Genomic DNA, 16,328 nt, shown 5'->3' with positions numbered 1-16,328 from the left:
GCACCAGCTGGTGCGGCCGCCCTCGTGCTACCTCGGCGAGCTCGGAGCTACCTCGGCACGGTCAGCGGTCGAAGGCCTGCGCGAGCAGGACCTCCTGCTGCTCCTTGTGCCGCTTGGCCGTGCCCGCGGCCGTGGAGGCCGACGCCGGCCGGGCGGCGACGTGCACGCGCGGCATGTCCTCCGGGAAGGCCAGGTGCAGGAAGGACCAGGCGCCCTGGTTCTCTGGCTCGTCCTGGACCCACACGACCTCGGCGCCCGGGTACTGCGCGAGCTGCGCCCGGATCTGCTCCTCGGGGAACGGGTAGAGCTGCTCGAGGCGGACCAGAGCGGTGCGGGTGTCCTCGCGGCGGCTCCGCTCGGCGAGCAGGTCGTAGTACACGCGACCGGTGCTCAGCAGCACCCGGTCGACCTGCGCCGCGTCCACGGTCGTGTCCGGCAGCACCGGCTCGAACGTGCCGGTGGTGAAGTCCTCCACGCTGGAGGCCGCGGCCTTGAGCCGGAGCAGCTGCTTCGGCGTGAAGACGACCAGCGGACGGCGCGGGCGGGCGTACGCCTGCTGGCGCAGCAGGTGGAAGTACGACGCCGGCGTGGACGGCTGCGCGATCGTCATGTTGTTCTCGGCCGCGAGCTGCAGGAAGCGCTCGATGCGGGCGGAGGAGTGGTCCGGCCCCTGGCCCTCGTAGCCGTGCGGCAGCAGCATGACCAGCGACGAGCTCTGGCCCCACTTCTGCTCGGCCGACGAGATGAACTCGTCGATGACGGTCTGGGCGCCGTTGACGAAGTCGCCGAACTGGGCCTCCCAGAGCACGAGGGCGTCCGGGCGCTCCACGGAGTAGCCGTACTCGAAGCCGAGGGCGGCGTACTCGCTGAGCGAGGAGTCGTACACCCAGAACTTCGCCTGGTCGCCCGACAGGTACAGCAGGGGCGTCCACTCGGCGCCCGTGTTGCGGTCGTGCAGCACCGCGTGCCGCTGCACGAACGTGCCGCGCCGCGAGTCCTGCCCGGCCAGACGCACCGGGGTGCCCTCCATGAGGAGCGACCCGAACGCGGCGAGCTCGCCGAAGCCCCAGTCGATGCCGCCCTCCTTGGCCATGAGCTGGCGCTTCTCCAGCATCTGGGCCAGCTTCGGGTGCACCGTGAAGCCCTCGGGGGCAGACACCTGGACGGCACCCACGCGCTCGAGCACGGCGTGCGGCACGGCGGTCTGCCAGCCGACCATGTCGCCGGCGCCCTCGCGCTGCGACTCGGGGCGCTCCAGGCCGGCGATCTCGTCCTCGCCGTCGGGCGTGCTCGCCTTGCGGGCGGACTTCGTCTCCGTGAAGACCCGCTCGAGCTGCGACTGGTAGTCCTGCAGCGCCTGCTCGGCCTCCTCGACCGTGATGTCGCCGCGTGCCACGAGGTTCTTCGTGTACAGCTTGCGCACCGACTGCTTGGCCTCGATGAGGTTGTACATCAGCGGCTGCGTCATCGAGGGGTCGTCGCCCTCGTTGTGGCCGCGGCGGCGGTAGCAGACCATGTCGATGATGACGTCGCGGTCGAACTGCTCGCGGTAGGCGAAGGCCAGCTCGGCCACGCGCACGCAGGCCTCGGGGTCGTCGCCGTTCACGTGGAAGACGGGGATCTGGTAGCCCTTGGCGACGTCCGTCGCGTACGTGGTGGAGCGCGACGACGACGGCCCGGTGGTGAAGCCCACCTGGTTGTTGATGATCACGTGGATCGTGCCGCCGGTGCGGTAGCCGCGCAGCTGCGCCAGGTTGAGCACCTCGGGCACGACACCCTGGCCCGCGAAGGCCGCGTCGCCGTGGATGAGGATCGGGAGCACGGAGAAGCCGTCGCCGCCCAGGTCGATGCGGTCCTGCTTGGCGCGCACGATGCCCTCGAGCACCGGGTCGACCGCCTCGAGGTGGGAGGGGTTGGCCGCCAGGTAGACCTTGGTGGTCGCGCCGGTCTCCGCGGTGAAGACCCCCTCGGTGCCGAGGTGGTACTTCACGTCGCCGGAGCCCTGGACGCTCTTCGGGTCGAGCTGGCCCTCGAACTCCTTGAAGATCTGCCCGTAGCTCTTGCCGGCGATGTTCGCCAGCACGTTGAGACGGCCACGGTGCGCCATGCCGATGCCGACCTCGTCGAGCCCGCCCTCGGCGGCCTTCGACAGGATGGCGTCGAGCAGCGGGATGACGGACTCGCCGCCCTCGAGCGAGAACCGCTTCTGGCCGACGAACTTGGTCTGCAGGAACGTCTCGAACGCCTCGGCGGAGTTCAGGCGGCGCAGGATGCGCAGCTGGTCCTCGCGCGGGGTGCGGGCGTAGCCCGACTCGAGCCGCTCCTGCAGCCACCTGCGCTGGGCCGGGTCGGCGATGTGCATGTACTCGACGCCGATGGTGCGGCAGTACGAGTCCCGCAGCAGGCCGAGGATGTCGCGCAGCGTGTCCTTGGTCTTGCCCCCGAAGCCGCCGGTGGGGAAGTAGCGGTCCAGGTCCCACAGCGTCATGCCGTGGTTCTGGATGTCGAGGTCCGGGTGCTTGCGCTGGCGGTAGGCCAGCGGGTCCGTCTCGGCCATGAGGTGGCCGCGGGACCGGTAGGAGTGCACGAGCTCCGCGATGCGGGCCGGCTTGGCGGCCTCGACGTCGGCGTCCACCGTGTTGTCGCGGACCCAGCGGACCGGCTCGTACGGCACGCGCAGGGCCGCGAACACGCGGTCGTAGAAGCCGTCGAGGCCGATCAGCTTGTTCGCGAGGATCTTGAGGAACTCGCCGGACTGCGCGCCCTGGATGATGCGGTGGTCGTAGGTCGACGTGATCGTCATGACCTTCGAGATGGCCATGCGGGCGAGCTGCTCCTCGGACGCGCCCGCGAACTCCGCGGGGTAGTCCATGGCGCCGACGCCGATGATGGTGCCCTGGCCGGCCATGAGGCGGGGCACCGAGTGCACGGTGCCGATCCCGCCCGGGTTGGTCAGCGAGATGGTGGTGCCGGCGAAGTCGTCCATGCCGAGCTTGCCGCCGCGGGCCTTGCGCACGAGGTCCTCGTACGCGGCCCAGAAGCCGGCGAAGTCCAGCTCCTCGGCCTTCTTGACGCTGGGCACCAGCAGCTGGCGCGAGCCGTCGGGCTTGGCGAGGTCGATCGCGAGGCCGAAGCCGACGTGCGCGGGCTGCACGACGTGCGGCTTGCCGTCGATGCTCTCGTAGTGCGCGTTCATGACCGGCATGTCCGACAGCGCCTCGACGAGCGCGAAGCCGATGAGGTGCGTGAACGAGATCTTGCCGCCGCGGCCGCGGGCCAGGTGGTTGTTGATGACGATGCGGTTGTCCACCATGAGCTTGGCGGGCACGGCACGCACCGACGTGGCGGTCGGGACCTCGATCGAGGCCTCCATGTTCGTGACGACGCGGGCGGCCGGGCCGCGCAGCTTCTGGACGTCGTCGGTGCTGTCCTCGTCGGCGGTCTTCGGGGAGGCCTTCGCGACCTCCGCGTACGGTGCGGTCGACGGGAGCGCCTCGGCGACCGGGCGGACCGCAGTCACGGCGGGGTCGGCGGGGACGGGGGCAGCCTTGGCGGCCTTGGTGGCGGCCTTCGCGGTCTCCGCCGCGGCGGTGCCGGACCCGCGCGTGGACGGTGCCGGAGCTGCCGGAGCTGCCTGGGCTGCCGGAGCTGCCGGCGCGGCTGCGGGTGCCGCCGGGGCGGGCGCCGCGGGGGCCTGGCTCACCGGGCTCGCCGGGCTCGCAGCGGCCGCGGGCTGCGCAGGTGCGGCGTCCGCCGTCGTCCCGTTGCGCGACTCGCCGGGCTCGTAGTCGGCGAAGAAGTCCCACCACGCGGGGTCTACCGCGTTCTTGTCCTTGAGGTACTGCTCGTAGAGCTCGTCGACCAGCCATTCGTTGGCTCCGAACGCGCTCGCCACGCTGATCGACTCTGACCCGTCCTTCGGGGACACCACGCGCGGATCGCCCACTTTCACACCGTTGCAGCTTGTTCGACCGGAAATGCGCGCGGCGAACGCCGTGCGCATGGTCCAGCCTATGCCCTTCGCCGGTTGCTCCCGAGGAGGGCGAGCGGCCTCAGACGGCCGTTCCGGAGGCCGCGGCGCGCCATCGTGACCGTCCGGTAATGCGGTGGGCAACGACTCCTCGGGTCGACCCGATGACTCCGTTGTCCGACGTCATGGGCGGACCAGGCGCAGCACAACGTGACGGACGAGTGTGAGCAACATCACGTTGAGTCGGACGTCGGGCCTCGGCCGTCCGGGACCGGCGCTCAGCCGTCGGCCTCGGTGGTGACCCCCGGGGCGGGCCGCGCCCGCGCGGGGAGGGTGACGCGCATCGTCGCACCGCGGGCGGTGTCGGCGACCTCCACGTGGCCGCCGTGCAGGTCGACCGCCCATCGGACGATCGCCAGCCCGATGCCCGTGCCGCCGCTGGCCATGCCCGACGGGGGCGCCGCGTGCGGGCGGCCGGCGGCCGCGCCGCTGGCGAACCGCTCGAAGATGCGGCCACGGTCCTCCGGCGCGATGCCCGGACCCTCGTCGCTCACCTCGAGCACGACGTCGTCGTCCACGGGATAGCCGTCCAGGCGCACCGTGCCGCCGTGCGGCGAGTGCCGGATCGCGTTCTGCAGCAGGTTCGTGACCACCTGGCGCAGCCGCTCCACGTCGGCCTCGAGCGTGAGGTCGGGGGGCGTGACGTCCACGACGTAGCTGAGCCCCTTCGCGGCGTCCACCATCGACATGGCCTGGGCCGACTCCTCCAGGAAGTCGCCTACGGAGAACTCGCTCAGCATCAGCGCCGACGCTCCCGCCTCGACCCGGGACAGGTCCAGCAGATAGGTGACGAGCCGGGTGAGGCGCTCCGTCTGCTCGAGGGACAGCTCCAGCGCCGAGGGGGTGGGCTCGGTGACGCCGTCCACCATGTTCTCGAGCTGCGCCTGCAGCGCGGCCACGGGCGTGCGCAGCTCGTGCGACACGTTCGCGATGAGCTCGCGCCGGACGCGGTCCGAGGCGTCGAGGTCGGCCGCCATCACGTTGAACGCCTCCGCGAGCTGCCCGACCTCGTCCCGGCTGGTGGCGCGCACCCGGATCGAGTAGTCCCCGGCGGCCATCGCCTGCACGGCCGCCGTCATGTCCCGCAGCGGGGACGTCATGCCGCGCGCGAGCAGCTGCACGATGACCAGGGACAGGAAGATCGCCAGGGGGAGCGTGCGGGTCGGGCCGAGCTCGTTCTGCAGGCCGATCCAGGTGATGAGGACGGCGAACGTCACGGTCGCCACGACCAGCACGCCCAGCTTGGTCTTGAGCGACCGCAGCGGGTCGAGGGGCCGGACGTCGGGCAGCCGGTGGTGCTCCCGGCGCCGGGTCGCGGGGACGGGCGGGTCGTCCGGGCCGGCGGGGCCGGAGTCCATCAGGACTCCGGCGGCTCGAAGGCGTAGCCGACGCCGTGCACGGTGCGGATCAGGTCCGGCCCGAGCTTGCGGCGCAGCGCCTTGATGTGCGAGTCCACGGTCCGCGTGCCGCTCGCGTCGGCCCAGTCCCACACCTCGGCGAGGAGCCGCTCGCGCGTCTGGACCGTCTTGGGCGAGCTCGCGAGCATCACCAGGAGCTCGAACTCGGTGGGCGTGAGGTGCACCTCGTCGCCGGCGCGGTGCACGCGTCGCTGCGCCCGGTCGATCGTCACGTCGCCCATGACCATGGGCGGGTCGGCGGGCGTCGTGACGGCCGCCTGCTGGGCGCGCTCCACGCGGCGCAGCAGCGCCTTGACGCGGGCCACGAGCTCGCGCATGGAGAACGGCTTGGTCATGTAGTCGTCCGCCCCGACGCCGAGGCCGACGAGCATGTCGGTCTCGTCGTCGCGCGCGGTGAGCATGAGGATCGGGATCGGGTGCTCCGCCTGGATCCGGCGCGTGACCTCGAGGCCGTCGATGCCGGGCAGCATGACGTCGAGCACGATGGCGTCCGGCTGCAGCCGGGCGGCGGCGTCCACGCCGGCCAGGCCGTCGCGGGCGACCTCCACGCGCCAGCCCTCGGCCGACAGCCGCTGCGCGATGGCGGCCGCGATCGCGGGCTCGTCCTCGACGACGAGCACGGTGGCGTTCTGCTGGCCGGACGTGCCCGAGGATCCCGGGGTGCTCGGAGGGGTCGCGGTGGTCATGGGGACATCTTGCACCGGGAGCCTGGGGGAGCGCTGAGCACACGCTGTCCGGCGCGGACGCCGACTCGCCCGCCGCCCGGCGCCGGATAGCATCGGAGCACGATGGACGAGAGCCGATATAGCGCGCGGCCGCCCGCGCCGATCCGCCTGGACACCACGCCGCCGCACCGTTCCGTGCCGGCGCGTCGTACCACCCGGGGCCGCTCGTGCTAGGCGACGTGCTCATGATCGTGCTGGGCGTCGTGCTGACCGCGGGCACCGCGGTGTTCGTCGCCAGCGAGTTCTCCCTCGTGACCCTCGACCCGGCCGTCCTCGGGGCCGACGACGAGGAGGGCGACAGTCCTCCGCCCGGCCGCGACACGGCGACCGGACGCCCGTCGGACCGACGGGACCGCGCCGTCCGCGCCGGGCTGAAGCACCTGTCGACGGAGCTGAGCTCCGCCCAGGTGGGCATCACCATCACGACGATCCTGCTGGGCTACACGGCCCAGCCCGCCCTGCTCTCCCTGTTCTCGGACGCGTTCGCCGCCACGGCCCTGGGACGCGGCGTCGCGGGCGTGCTGGCCGGCGTGCTCGCCCTCGTCGTCGTCAACGCGTTCTCCATGCTGTTCGGCGAGCTGATCCCGAAGAACTTCGCGCTCTCCGCCCCGCACGCGACCGCCCGCCTCGTGGTCCCCGTGCAGCGGGTGTTCACCATGCTGTTCCGGCCGCTGATCGTCGTGCTCAACGGCTCCGCCAACGCGCTGCTGCGCCGGGTCGGCGTCGAGCCCCGGGAGGAGCTGTCCGGCGCGCGCTCGTCCTCCGAGCTGCTGTCGCTGGTGCGCCGGTCCGCCCAGGAGGGCACGCTCGACCAGTCGGTCGCGACCCTGCTGACCAACTCCCTCGAGCTGGACGAGCTGTCGGCGCGCGACGTGATGACCGACCGCATGCGCACGGCCGTCGTCGAGCGCGACACCACCGCCGCCGAGGTGGTCGCCCTCGCGCGGCGCACCGGCCACTCGCGGTTCCCCGTCATCGGCGAGGACCGGGACGACGTCGTGGGCCTCGTGCACCTGCGGCGCGCCGTCGGCGTGCCGCACGACCGCCGCGGCGAGGTGCCCGCCGCCGCCCTCATGGTCGACGCGCCCCGCGTGCCCGAGACGGTGCGGCTCGGCCCCCTCCTCGTGGAGCTGCGCGGGCTCGGCCTGCAGATGGCCGTCGTGGTGGACGAGTACGGCGGCACGTCGGGCATCGTCACCCTGGAGGACGTCGTGGAGGAGCTCGTGGGCGACGTGGCGGACGAGCACGACCCGCGGCGGGCCGGCGTCGTGCGCGGCACCGACGGCTCGTGGGTCGTGCCGGGCGTGCTGCGCCCCGACGAGCTCGAGGAGCGCACCGGCCTGGTCGTGCCCGAGGGGCCGGCCTACGAGACGCTCGGCGGGCTCGTGATGGCGGTGCTCGGCCGCGTGCCCGCGCAGGGCGACGAGATCTCGGCCGGCGGCGCGCGGCTGCGCGTCGAGGCCATGGACGGACGGCGCGTGGAGCGGTTGCGCGTGCGCGCCGACCCACCGCCGGACGCGACCTCCGGGAGCGCCGGCGACGTGCGGGGTGAGGGCCGATGAGCACCGGGACCGCCCTGCTGGTCGGCGTGCTGCTGCTCGCCGGCAACGCCTTCTTCGTCGGCGCCGAGTTCGCCGTCATCTCCGCGCGCCGCAGCGCCATGGAGCCGCTCGCCGAGGCGGGCGACCGTCGCGCACGCACGGCCCTGTGGGCCATGGAGCACGTGTCGCTGATGCTCGCGTGCGCCCAGCTCGGCGTCACGGTCTGCTCGACCGGCCTGGGCATCGTCGCCGAGCCCGCCCTGGCGCACCTGCTGGAGGTGCCGTTCGAGGCCCTCGGCGTGCCGGAGGCGCTGCTGCACCCGGTCTCGCTGGTCCTCGCGCTGGCGATCGTCGTCTACCTGCACGTGGTCCTCGGCGAGATGGTGCCGAAGAACCTCGCCGTCGCCGGCCCGGAGACGGCCGCGCTCTGGTTCGCGCCGCCGCTGGTGCTGCTGGGCCGGGCGGTGCGCCCGGTGATCTCCGCGCTCAACTGGGTCGCGAACCACGCCGTGCGCCTCGCGGGCGTCGAGCCGAAGGACGAGGTCGCCTCCGCGTTCACGGCGCAGGAGGTGCAGTCGATCGTGGAGCACTCGCAGGCGGAGGGCGTGCTGCGCGACGAGCAGGGCCTGCTGGCCGGCGCGATCGAGTTCTCCTCGCGGACCGCGGGGGACGTGATGGTCGCCCTGGACGAGCTGGTCGTCGTCGGCCCGGAGACCACCCCGGACGACGTCGAGCACCTGGTGGCGCGCACCGGGTTCAGCCGGTTCCCCGTGCGCGGCGCCGCGGGCGACGAGGACGCCGACGGCCAGGGCGGCGCCCTGCGCGGCTACCTGCACCTCAAGGACGTGCTGTACGCCTCGGACGGCGACCGGTTCCAGCCCGTCCCGGCCTGGCGCGTGCGTGCGCTCGCGTCCGTGCGGCCCGCCGACGAGGTGGAGGACGCGCTGCGCGCCATGCAACGGTCCGGGGCGCACCTCGCACGCGTCGAGGGGCCCGACGGCGTGCTCGGGGTCGTGTTCCTCGAGGACATCCTCGAGGAGCTCGTCGGCGAGGTCCGGGACGCGATGCAGCGCAGGCCGTGATCAGGGTGGACACGCTCCCACCTGCACGTCCGTGCGCAGCCCGCCGTGGCGGCGTGGACCGGGACTTGGCGGGGGCGCGCGACCCCGTTATGGTTCCGTGACGGATCGCCTCGTGCGGCCCCGTGCAGGGCACGCGGCGACGGCGGTCCGTGTTCGGGTCCGGAGGGTCCGGGCGGCCACGGCGGCCGTCCCGGCACGAGCGCGGAGGTGCCGTGGAGGCGAGGTCGCAGGGTGACGCAGCCGCGCCGCGCTCCCGCCGGGAGATGCGCGAGGCCGAGCTCGCCCGGGCCGGCAAGAAGCCCCGCAGGCGCACGACGCCCGCCGGCGACGGTGGCCGGCACGCCGCGCCCACCGGCCACGCGTGGATCACGCGCCTGACGGTCCTCGGCTCGCTCGCCGCGGCGACCATCGCCGCGCCGCTCGTCACGGACGCCCAGGCCGGCCACGGCGGGACCCCGTTCGACCTCGACACGCAGCCCACGGGGCCCTCGACGCTCGCCCTCCTCGAGCAGGGCGTCGACACACCGCGTACGTCCCAGGCCATCGCCGCCGCCCCGCGGGACGCCCGCGTCGAGGCCGCCGCCGCGAGCCGGAGCACCGAGCGCAGCGCACTGCCGAACTGCGACCCGAACGCGCCGATCGACGGCACCAACGGGCAGCTGGCCGACCACTCCCTCTGCGACCTCTGGCAGGACGGCGAGCACCTGCGCGCCGACGCTGCCGTCGCCCTCAGCAGCCTCAACGACGCCTTCCGTGCCCGGTTCGGCCGGGACCTGTGCCTCGTCGACAGCTACCGTTCGCTGTCCAACCAGTACGCCGTCAAGGCGAGCCGCGGCTACCTCGCCGCCGTCCCGGGTGCGTCGATGCACGGCTGGGGCCTCGCCATCGACCTGTGCAGCCAGGAGTACCGCAGCAGCGACGTCTACGGCTGGCTGTGGGAGAACGGGCCCGCGTACGGCTGGGAGAACCCGCCGTGGGCCCAGCGCGGGGGCTCAGGCAACTACGAGCCCTGGCACTTCGAGTACCGGCCGGGCGTCGAGGAAGTCTCGTTCTGGCACTGAGGTCTGGCACCGAGGTCTGGCACGGAGGTCTGGCACGGAGGTCTGGCACTGAAGGTGCCGCGGTGCCCGGAGCCGCCGCTCAGGTGGTGATCGTCGTGTTGCCGCCGAAGTCGTCGCGGAAGCGAGGGCCCTGCACGGCGAGCTCCTGCGCATAGGCGGCCGACCAGCCGCGGAACGGGTCCACGGCCAACGACTCGTTGGAGAACCGGCGGTCGTCGGTGAGCTCCGTGACGCAGAAGTCGGGGATCTGCAGGTCCGTGACCGGTCCGGAACGTTCGCACTCCGCGACGACGAGCGGCGCGTTGGCGCCGCCGAACACGTCGATCGACCAGCCGTCGGCGCCCAGCCACGCGGCGTACCGCGTCTTGATCACCTGGGCCCCGCCGCGCCGCACGAGCTCCACACCGACGAGCGGGTCGAGCTGGCGCTCGGCCTCGTACCGGGTGCCGCCCGCCGACGGGCCCTTGACCGTGACCGCGGCGAAGTCGAAGCGCGCGCGGTACAGCTCCAGCACGTCCCGCGCGTCGCTGTCGGGGCCGAGCCGTGCCTCGACGCCCGTGGCCTGCACGCGCACCCGCAGCGCGTACCCGCCGTCGGACAGGAAGTAGGACTGCACGATGAGGGCGGGCGCGTCGCGCAGGGCGTCGGGCAGCTCCCGGACGAAGAACCGGCGCTCGAACTCGAAGTCGGAGTAGTCGGCGGTCATACCCGCGAGCCTAGTGCGCCCGGGCGGCGCGGCCGTCCCCCCGCGCCCGCCCGTCGCCCGGCCCTGTCGCCGGCCCTGTCGCCCGGCCCTGTCGTCCTGCCCTGTCGCGCGTGCCCTAGTCACCCGCCCCGGCGCGCGGCACCTCGCGCCGCTCGGGGCCCACGTACGCCGACAGCGGGCGGATGAGCGCGTTGGCGGCCTGCTGCTCCAGGACGTGCGCCGTCCAGCCGGTCACGCGGGACGCGACGAACAGCGGCGTGAACGTCGGGGTGTCGAAGCCCATGAGGTGGTAGGCGGGGCCGGAGGGGTAGTCCAGGTTCGGGTAGATGCCCTTGCGGCGCACGAACTCGGCCTCCAGCGCGTCGTAGAGCGCGCCCAGGTCGGGCCGGTCGTAGTGGTCCACGAGGGTGTCGAGGGCGGCCTTCATCGTCGGCACGCGCGAGTCGCCGTGCTTGTAGACACGGTGCCCGAAGCCCATGATCTTGCGCTTCGCGGCGAGCGCGTCGTCCAGCCACGCGGCGGCGCGGTCGGCCGAGCCGATCTCGGTGAGGGTGTCCATCACGGCCTCGTTGGCGCCGCCGTGCAGCGGCCCCTTGAGCGCGGCGATCGCGCCCACGACGGCCGAGTGCAGGTCGCTGAGGGTGGACGTGATGACGCGGGCGGTGAACGTGGAGGCGTTGAACGAGTGCTCGGCGTACAGGACCAGCGAGCGGCTGAACGCGTCGACGACCACCGGGTCCGGGTCCTGGCCGAACGTCGTCCAGAGGAAGTTGGCGGCGTAGTCGAGGTCGTCCCGGGGCTCGACGGGCTCCAGGCCGCGGCGCCGACGCTGCCCGTAGGCGACGACGGCGGGCAGGGCGGCGAAGAGCCGCACGCTCCGCTCGAGGTTGACCGCACGGTCGGCCGCGGCCTCCAGCGCGGTGAGGCCGGCGGCCTCGCGCGCGCCGATCACGCTGACCGCCGTGCGCAGCTCGTCCATCGGGTGCGCGGTGAGCGGGAGCAGGTCGATCGCCGCGCGCACGTCGTCGGCCAGCGGCCGGTGCTCGCGCTCGGTGGCGCGCAGCCCGGCCAGCTCGTCGTCCGTCGGCAGCTCGCCGTGCCACAGCAGCCACGCCACCGCCTCGAACGGCCGGGTCGCCGCGAGGTCCTGCACGGGGTAGCCGCGGTAGAGCAGGGAGTTCGTCTCGGGGTCCACCTTGGAGACGGCCGTCACGTCGGCGACCACCCCCGCCAGCCCCCGGCGGACCTCCGGCTCGGCGGCCTGCCCGGTCGTCGGCCCACTGTGCTCGGTCATCGGTGCTCCTTTGCTGCGATGCGGCTGCTGCGGTGTCCCGGCGCGCGCGCCGGCGGGCGTCAGCCGTGGTGGTTGTCGTCCAGGGTGAAGTCGAAGACGCCCGTGTCGAACGTCGAGTAGCCCGCGTAGTCCACCAGCTCGTACAGGCGGGAGCGGGTCTGCATGTGCCCGACCTGTCCTGCCAGCGAGCCCTCGGCACGCAGGGCGTCCAGGCCACGCTCGGCGGCGCCCATCGCGAGCCGCAGCAGCGAGACCGGGTAGATGACGAGCGCCACGCCGGCGTCGGCCAGCTGGCGCGCGGTGAACAGGTCGGACTTGCCGAACTCCGTCATGTTCGCCAGCACCGGGACGTCGACGGCGTCCGCCACCGCCTCGAACTCCGCGAGGTCGCGCATGGCCTCGGGGAAGATCGCGTCCGCCCCGGCGTCGACGAGCGCCTTCGCCCGGTCGATCGCCGTCGGGAGGCCGGCGACGGCCCGCACGTCCGTGCGGGCCATGACCAGCAGGTTCTCGTCGCGGCGCGCGGCGACCGCGGCGCGCACGCGCTGCAGCGCGGTCGGCTCGTCCACGACCTGCTTGCCGTCCAGGTGCCCGCAGCGCTTCGGGTTCACCTGGTCCTCGACGTGCAGGCCGGCCACGCCCGCGTCCTCCATCGCCTGCACCGTGCGCGCGACGTTCATCGCCTCGCCGAACCCGGTGTCCGCGTCCACGAGCGTCGGCAGGTCCGTCATGCGGGCGACCTGGCCCGCCCGGGCGGCGACCTCGGTGAGCGTCGTGAGGCCGACGTCCGGCAGCCCCAGGTCGGCGGCTACCACGGCGCCCGAGACGTACACGCCGTCGAACCCCTTGTCCTGGATCAGCCGCGCCGCGAGCGGGTTGAAGGCGCCCGGCAGCTGCAGCAGGTCGCCGGAGCGCAGGCGCTCGCGGAAGGCGGCTCGCTTGGCGGCGGGGGTGGTGGACGAGTAGAGCACGGTCGGGCTCCTCAGAAGATGCCGGGCGCGACGGGGTGGGTCGTCAGCACGTCGACGAGCGGGGTGACGGTGAGCCCGGACAGCTCGGCGGGGGAGAGCTCGGGCAGTCGCTGCGCGACGTCGAGGAACCGCTCGACCTCCTCGTCGGCCAGCACTCCCGCGGCCAGGGCCCGGAACTTCGCCACGTACTGCGCGCGGGCGAACGGGCGCGCCCCGAGCGGGTGCGCGTCGGCGACGGCGATCTCCTCCACGACGCGCGAGCCGTCGGCGAGCTCGATCTCCACGCGCCCGCCGAACGCCTTCTCGGCAGGGTCGACGGCGTGGTAGCGGCGGGTCCACCCCGCGTCCTCGGCCGTCGTCACCTTGCGCCACAGCGCCACGGTGTCCGGCCGGCCGGCGCGCTCCGGGGCGTAGCTGGCCACGTGGTCCCAGGCGCCGTCCTGCAGGGCGACGGTGAAGATGTACGGGATCGAGTGGTCGAGCGTCTCGCGGCTGGCGGCCGGGTCGTACTTCTGGGGGTCGCCGGAGCCCGAGCCGATGACGTGGTGGGTGTGGTGGCTGGTGTGCAGCACGACCGACCGCACGCGCTCCGGGTCGCGCAGCTCGGGGCGCTCGCTGCCGAGCCGGCGCGCGAGGTCGATCCACGCCTGCGCCTGGTACTCCGCGGAGTGCTCCTTGGTGTAGGTGTCCAGGATGGCGCGCCGGGCCTCGCCCGCGGCGGGGAGGGGCACGGTGTAACGGGCGTCCGGCCCGTCGAGCAGCCAGGCGATCACGCCGTCCTCTCCCTCGTACACGGGGCTGGGGGACGTCTGCCCGCGCATGGCGCGGTCCACGGCCTCCACCGCCATCTTGCCCGCGAACGCGGGGGCGTGGGCCTTCCAGGTGGAGATCTCGCCCTTGCGGGACTGGCGGGTGGCGGTGGTGGTGTGCAGCGCCTGGCCGACGGCCTGGTAGATCGTCTCCGCGGGCAGACCGAGCAGCGTGCCGATGCCCGCCGCGGCCGAGGGCCCGAGGTGGGCCACGTGGTCGATCTTGTGCGCGTGCAGGCTGATGCCCTTGACGAGGTCCACCTGGACCTCGTACCCCGTGACCACGCCCCGCAGGAGCTCGGCGCCACCGAGGCCCAGGTGCTGGGCGACGGCGACGATCGGCGGCACGTTGTCGCCGGGGTGCGAGTACTCGGCCGCCAGGAACGTGTCGTGGTAGTCCAGCTCGCGCACGGCGACACCGTTCGCCCAGGCCGCCCACTCGGGGCTCGTGCGCTCGGGGGACCCGAAGACGGTGGCACCCGCGCCGCCGCGCGAGACCGGGTGCGCCTCGGCCTGCGAGCGTGCCGCGAGGATGGGCGCGCGGCCCAGGGACGCCGTCGCCACGGCCGCGTTGTCGATGACGCGGTTGATCACCATGTCCGTGACCTCGGGCGTCGGCTCGAGCTGCTCGGCGGCGACCTCGGCGATCTTCCAGGCGAGCTGCTCCTCCCGCGGCAGGAGCTCGTCGGAACGGTAGACGCGGACCTCGTGGTCGATCATGCGGGGGAGTCCTCCGGCCGGCACGCGTCGCCGGCAGTCATCTCGGGCAGGCAGCGGGTGCCGGCGTCGTCACCGCCCGGTGCTCCGGGCTGCTCGGAGAACGTAACGCCCGGCGGGCGCGCGGTCCAACGAGGGCAGGCGCGCACGGGCGGTGCCCCGGCGGCGGCACGCTCGGGGGAGGCCCTGTGGTGGGCTTCACGAACGACGTGTCAAGAAACGGTGTCGTCGCAGGTGAGAGCGTCGGCCAGAGCGACCCGGACCACCATGGATGCCCCGGCCAACTTGATTCTGGGTCAAGAGTCGGTAACGTGGCCGCCCATGTTCGGGCTCGGCGTCCGCCCTCGTGGCGGACGCCGGCTCCCTGTCACGGGCCGGGCCGCTGCGTCACACCGCGTGCCGCCGCGCCGGCCACGGAAGGAAACATGACCGCCGTAGTCCCCCAGGAACCCACCGGCACGACCCCCGCCGACGCCGCCACGGCGGCCGCGCGGCGCAGGCTCCGCGTCTCCGACGTCACCGTCGTCGACAACTCCATGCTGAAGAAGACCATCGGCGGCACCGCCGTCGGGAACCTCATGGAGTGGTACGACGTCGGCGTCTACGGCTACCTCGCCGTCACGATGGGTGCCGTGTTCCTGCCGCAGGCGTCGTCCGGCGTGCAGATCCTCTTCTCCCTCGGCGTGTTCGCCGCCACCTACGTCGCTCGCCCGCTGGGCGGCATCGTCTGCGGTCGCATCGGCGACCGGGTCGGCCGGCAGAAGGTGCTCGCCTTCACGCTGGTGATGATGGCCAGCTCCACCTTCCTCATCGGGCTGCTGCCGACCTACGGCGTGCTCGGTGTCGCCGCGCCCCTGCTGCTCGTGCTCCTGAAGCTGGTGCAGGGCTTCTCCACCGGTGGCGAGTACGCCGGCGTCACGACGTTCGTCGCCGAGCACGCCCCCGACCGCCGTCGCGGCTGGGCGGCGTCGTTCCTCGACTTCGGCAGCTACCTCGGCTTCGCGTTCGGCGCCGTCGTCGTGACGGTCCTGCAGGTGACGCTCGGTGAGCAGGCCATGATCGACGGCGGGTGGCGCATCCCGTTCCTCGTCGCGGGCCCGATCGGCGCGTTCGCCGTGTGGTTCCGCCTGAAGATCGAGGAGTCGCCGGCGTTCCAGGCCCAGCAGGTCGCGGCCGAGGCCGCCAAGGACCAGGGGGTGGAGGCTCCTGCCGCCACCACGGACGTCACGCTGCGCTCGCAGTGGCGCCCGCTCGCCGTCGCGATGGTGCTGGTGGCCGTGGCCAACACGGCCGGGTACGCGCTGACCAGCTACATGCCGACCTACCTCACCGACACGCTCGGCTACGACGCGACGTCCGGCACCCTGCTGACCGTGCCCGTGCTGGTCATGCTGGCCGTGATGATCCTCGTCGCCGGCCCGGTCAGCGACCGTCTCGGCCGCCGTCCCCTGCTGTGGTTCGGCGCGGGCTCGCTCGCCGTGCTCGCGGTGCCGGCGTTCCTGCTGCTCTCGGTCGGGCACGTGTGGTCCACGCTGCTGGGCCTGACCCTGATGGCGGTGCCGGTGGCGTGCATGGTCGGCGTCCAGGCGGCGACCCTGCCCGCGATGTTCCCGACGGCCGTGCGCTACCGCTCGATGGGGCTCGCCTACAACGTCGCGCTGGCGATCTTCGGCGGCACGACGCCGCTCATCGTGGAGGCGCTGACCCAGGCGACCGGGTCGAGCATGGCCCCGGCGTACTACCTCGTGGGCTTCGCCGTCGTCGGCGCGATCGCCGTCGGCTTCGTCAAGGAGAGCGCCGGCAAGCCGCTGCCGGGCTCGATGCCGTCCGTGGACACCACGGCGGAGGCGAAGCAGCTCGTGCGGACGCAGGAGAAGAACCCGGACCTGGACCTCGACGCCCTGCCGGGGCTGGTCCCGGCCCGCTGACGGCCCGACGTCGCGGTTCCTGCTCGTCCCGCGCCGGGACGAGCAG

Annotated in this window: 11 protein-coding genes; 4 read left to right on the top strand and 7 right to left on the bottom strand. The window is 73.3% G+C overall.

Features of this window, described 5'->3' with window-relative positions; genetic code table 11:
* Nucleotides 1-61: 61 nt before the first annotated feature.
* The 3 genes from ACWGKI_RS18270 to ACWGKI_RS18260 form a co-directional block, all read right to left on the bottom strand.
* Complete coding sequence (locus ACWGKI_RS18270; protein WP_452188896.1) at nucleotides 62-3,895, bottom strand: multifunctional oxoglutarate decarboxylase/oxoglutarate dehydrogenase thiamine pyrophosphate-binding subunit/dihydrolipoyllysine-residue succinyltransferase subunit; 3,834 nt, start codon at nucleotides 3,893-3,895, stop codon at nucleotides 62-64.
* 353 nt (nucleotides 3,896-4,248) lie between these two features.
* Nucleotides 4,249-5,388 carry a sensor histidine kinase gene (locus ACWGKI_RS18265; protein ID WP_452188894.1) on the bottom strand — a complete coding sequence of 380 codons (1,140 nt, stop codon included), beginning with the start codon at nucleotides 5,386-5,388 and terminating at the stop codon, nucleotides 4,249-4,251.
* Nucleotides 5,388-6,134, bottom strand: coding sequence for a response regulator transcription factor (locus ACWGKI_RS18260; RefSeq protein WP_452188892.1), 747 nt, complete (start codon nucleotides 6,132-6,134; stop codon nucleotides 5,388-5,390). The genes ACWGKI_RS18265 and ACWGKI_RS18260 overlap by 1 nt, the downstream gene beginning before the upstream one ends.
* A gap of 224 nt (nucleotides 6,135-6,358) precedes the next feature.
* On the opposite strand from ACWGKI_RS18260, the gene ACWGKI_RS18255 reads away from it, so the two are divergent.
* From ACWGKI_RS18255 to ACWGKI_RS18245, 3 genes are all read left to right on the top strand, one after another.
* Complete coding sequence (locus tag ACWGKI_RS18255; protein WP_452188890.1) at nucleotides 6,359-7,735, top strand: hemolysin family protein; 1,377 nt, start codon at nucleotides 6,359-6,361, stop codon at nucleotides 7,733-7,735.
* Nucleotides 7,732-8,796, top strand: coding sequence for a hemolysin family protein (locus tag ACWGKI_RS18250; protein WP_380244201.1), 1,065 nt, complete (start codon nucleotides 7,732-7,734; stop codon nucleotides 8,794-8,796). The genes ACWGKI_RS18255 and ACWGKI_RS18250 overlap by 4 nt, the downstream gene beginning before the upstream one ends.
* A gap of 212 nt (nucleotides 8,797-9,008) precedes the next feature.
* The gene (locus ACWGKI_RS18245) at nucleotides 9,009-9,857 is read left to right on the top strand and encodes a M15 family metallopeptidase (protein ID WP_380244202.1); all 849 of its coding nucleotides are present in this window, start codon (nucleotides 9,009-9,011) and stop codon (nucleotides 9,855-9,857) included.
* 79 nt (nucleotides 9,858-9,936) lie between these two features.
* Here the strand turns inward: ACWGKI_RS18245 and ACWGKI_RS18240 are convergent, their stop codons facing one another.
* The 4 genes from ACWGKI_RS18240 to ACWGKI_RS18225 form a co-directional block, all read right to left on the bottom strand.
* On the bottom strand, nucleotides 9,937-10,563 hold the full coding sequence (locus tag ACWGKI_RS18240; RefSeq protein ID WP_380244203.1) for a CYTH domain-containing protein: 627 nt from the start codon (nucleotides 10,561-10,563) through the stop codon (nucleotides 9,937-9,939).
* 115 nt (nucleotides 10,564-10,678) lie between these two features.
* On the bottom strand, nucleotides 10,679-11,857 hold the full coding sequence (locus tag ACWGKI_RS18235) for a bifunctional 2-methylcitrate synthase/citrate synthase (RefSeq protein ID WP_452188887.1): 1,179 nt from the start codon (nucleotides 11,855-11,857) through the stop codon (nucleotides 10,679-10,681).
* 59 nt (nucleotides 11,858-11,916) lie between these two features.
* Complete coding sequence (prpB, locus tag ACWGKI_RS18230) at nucleotides 11,917-12,828, bottom strand: methylisocitrate lyase (RefSeq protein WP_380244205.1); 912 nt, start codon at nucleotides 12,826-12,828, stop codon at nucleotides 11,917-11,919.
* An 11-nt stretch (nucleotides 12,829-12,839) separates the two neighbouring features.
* Nucleotides 12,840-14,357, bottom strand: a complete 1,518-nt coding sequence (locus tag ACWGKI_RS18225; RefSeq protein WP_452188885.1) for an MmgE/PrpD family protein — start codon at nucleotides 14,355-14,357, stop codon at nucleotides 12,840-12,842.
* A gap of 422 nt (nucleotides 14,358-14,779) precedes the next feature.
* On the opposite strand from ACWGKI_RS18225, the gene ACWGKI_RS18220 reads away from it, so the two are divergent.
* On the top strand, nucleotides 14,780-16,282 hold the full coding sequence (locus ACWGKI_RS18220; RefSeq protein WP_380245645.1) for an MFS transporter: 1,503 nt from the start codon (nucleotides 14,780-14,782) through the stop codon (nucleotides 16,280-16,282).
* Nucleotides 16,283-16,328 lie beyond the last annotated feature (46 nt).

The sequence above is a fragment of the Isoptericola sp. NPDC055881 genome, from assembly GCF_053615895.1.
This window is presented reverse-complemented; position numbering and strand designations above follow the sequence as displayed.

What these genes read in the sequence shown, in the direction of transcription:
- ACWGKI_RS18225 (WP_452188885.1), bottom strand. Translation starts at nt 14,357, where the DNA reads ATGATCGACCACGAGGTCCGCGTCTACCGTTCCGACGAGCTCCTGCCG.
- ACWGKI_RS18220 (WP_380245645.1), top strand. Translation starts at nt 14,780, where the DNA reads ATGACCGCCGTAGTCCCCCAGGAACCCACCGGCACGACCCCCGCCGAC.
- ACWGKI_RS18265 (WP_452188894.1), bottom strand. Translation starts at nt 5,388, where the DNA reads ATGGACTCCGGCCCCGCCGGCCCGGACGACCCGCCCGTCCCCGCGACC.
- ACWGKI_RS18240 (WP_380244203.1), bottom strand. Translation starts at nt 10,563, where the DNA reads ATGACCGCCGACTACTCCGACTTCGAGTTCGAGCGCCGGTTCTTCGTC.
- ACWGKI_RS18260 (WP_452188892.1), bottom strand. Translation starts at nt 6,134, where the DNA reads ATGACCACCGCGACCCCTCCGAGCACCCCGGGATCCTCGGGCACGTCC.
- ACWGKI_RS18235 (WP_452188887.1), bottom strand. Translation starts at nt 11,857, where the DNA reads ATGACCGAGCACAGTGGGCCGACGACCGGGCAGGCCGCCGAGCCGGAG.
- ACWGKI_RS18255 (WP_452188890.1), top strand. Translation starts at nt 6,359, where the DNA reads ATGATCGTGCTGGGCGTCGTGCTGACCGCGGGCACCGCGGTGTTCGTC.
- ACWGKI_RS18250 (WP_380244201.1), top strand. Translation starts at nt 7,732, where the DNA reads ATGAGCACCGGGACCGCCCTGCTGGTCGGCGTGCTGCTGCTCGCCGGC.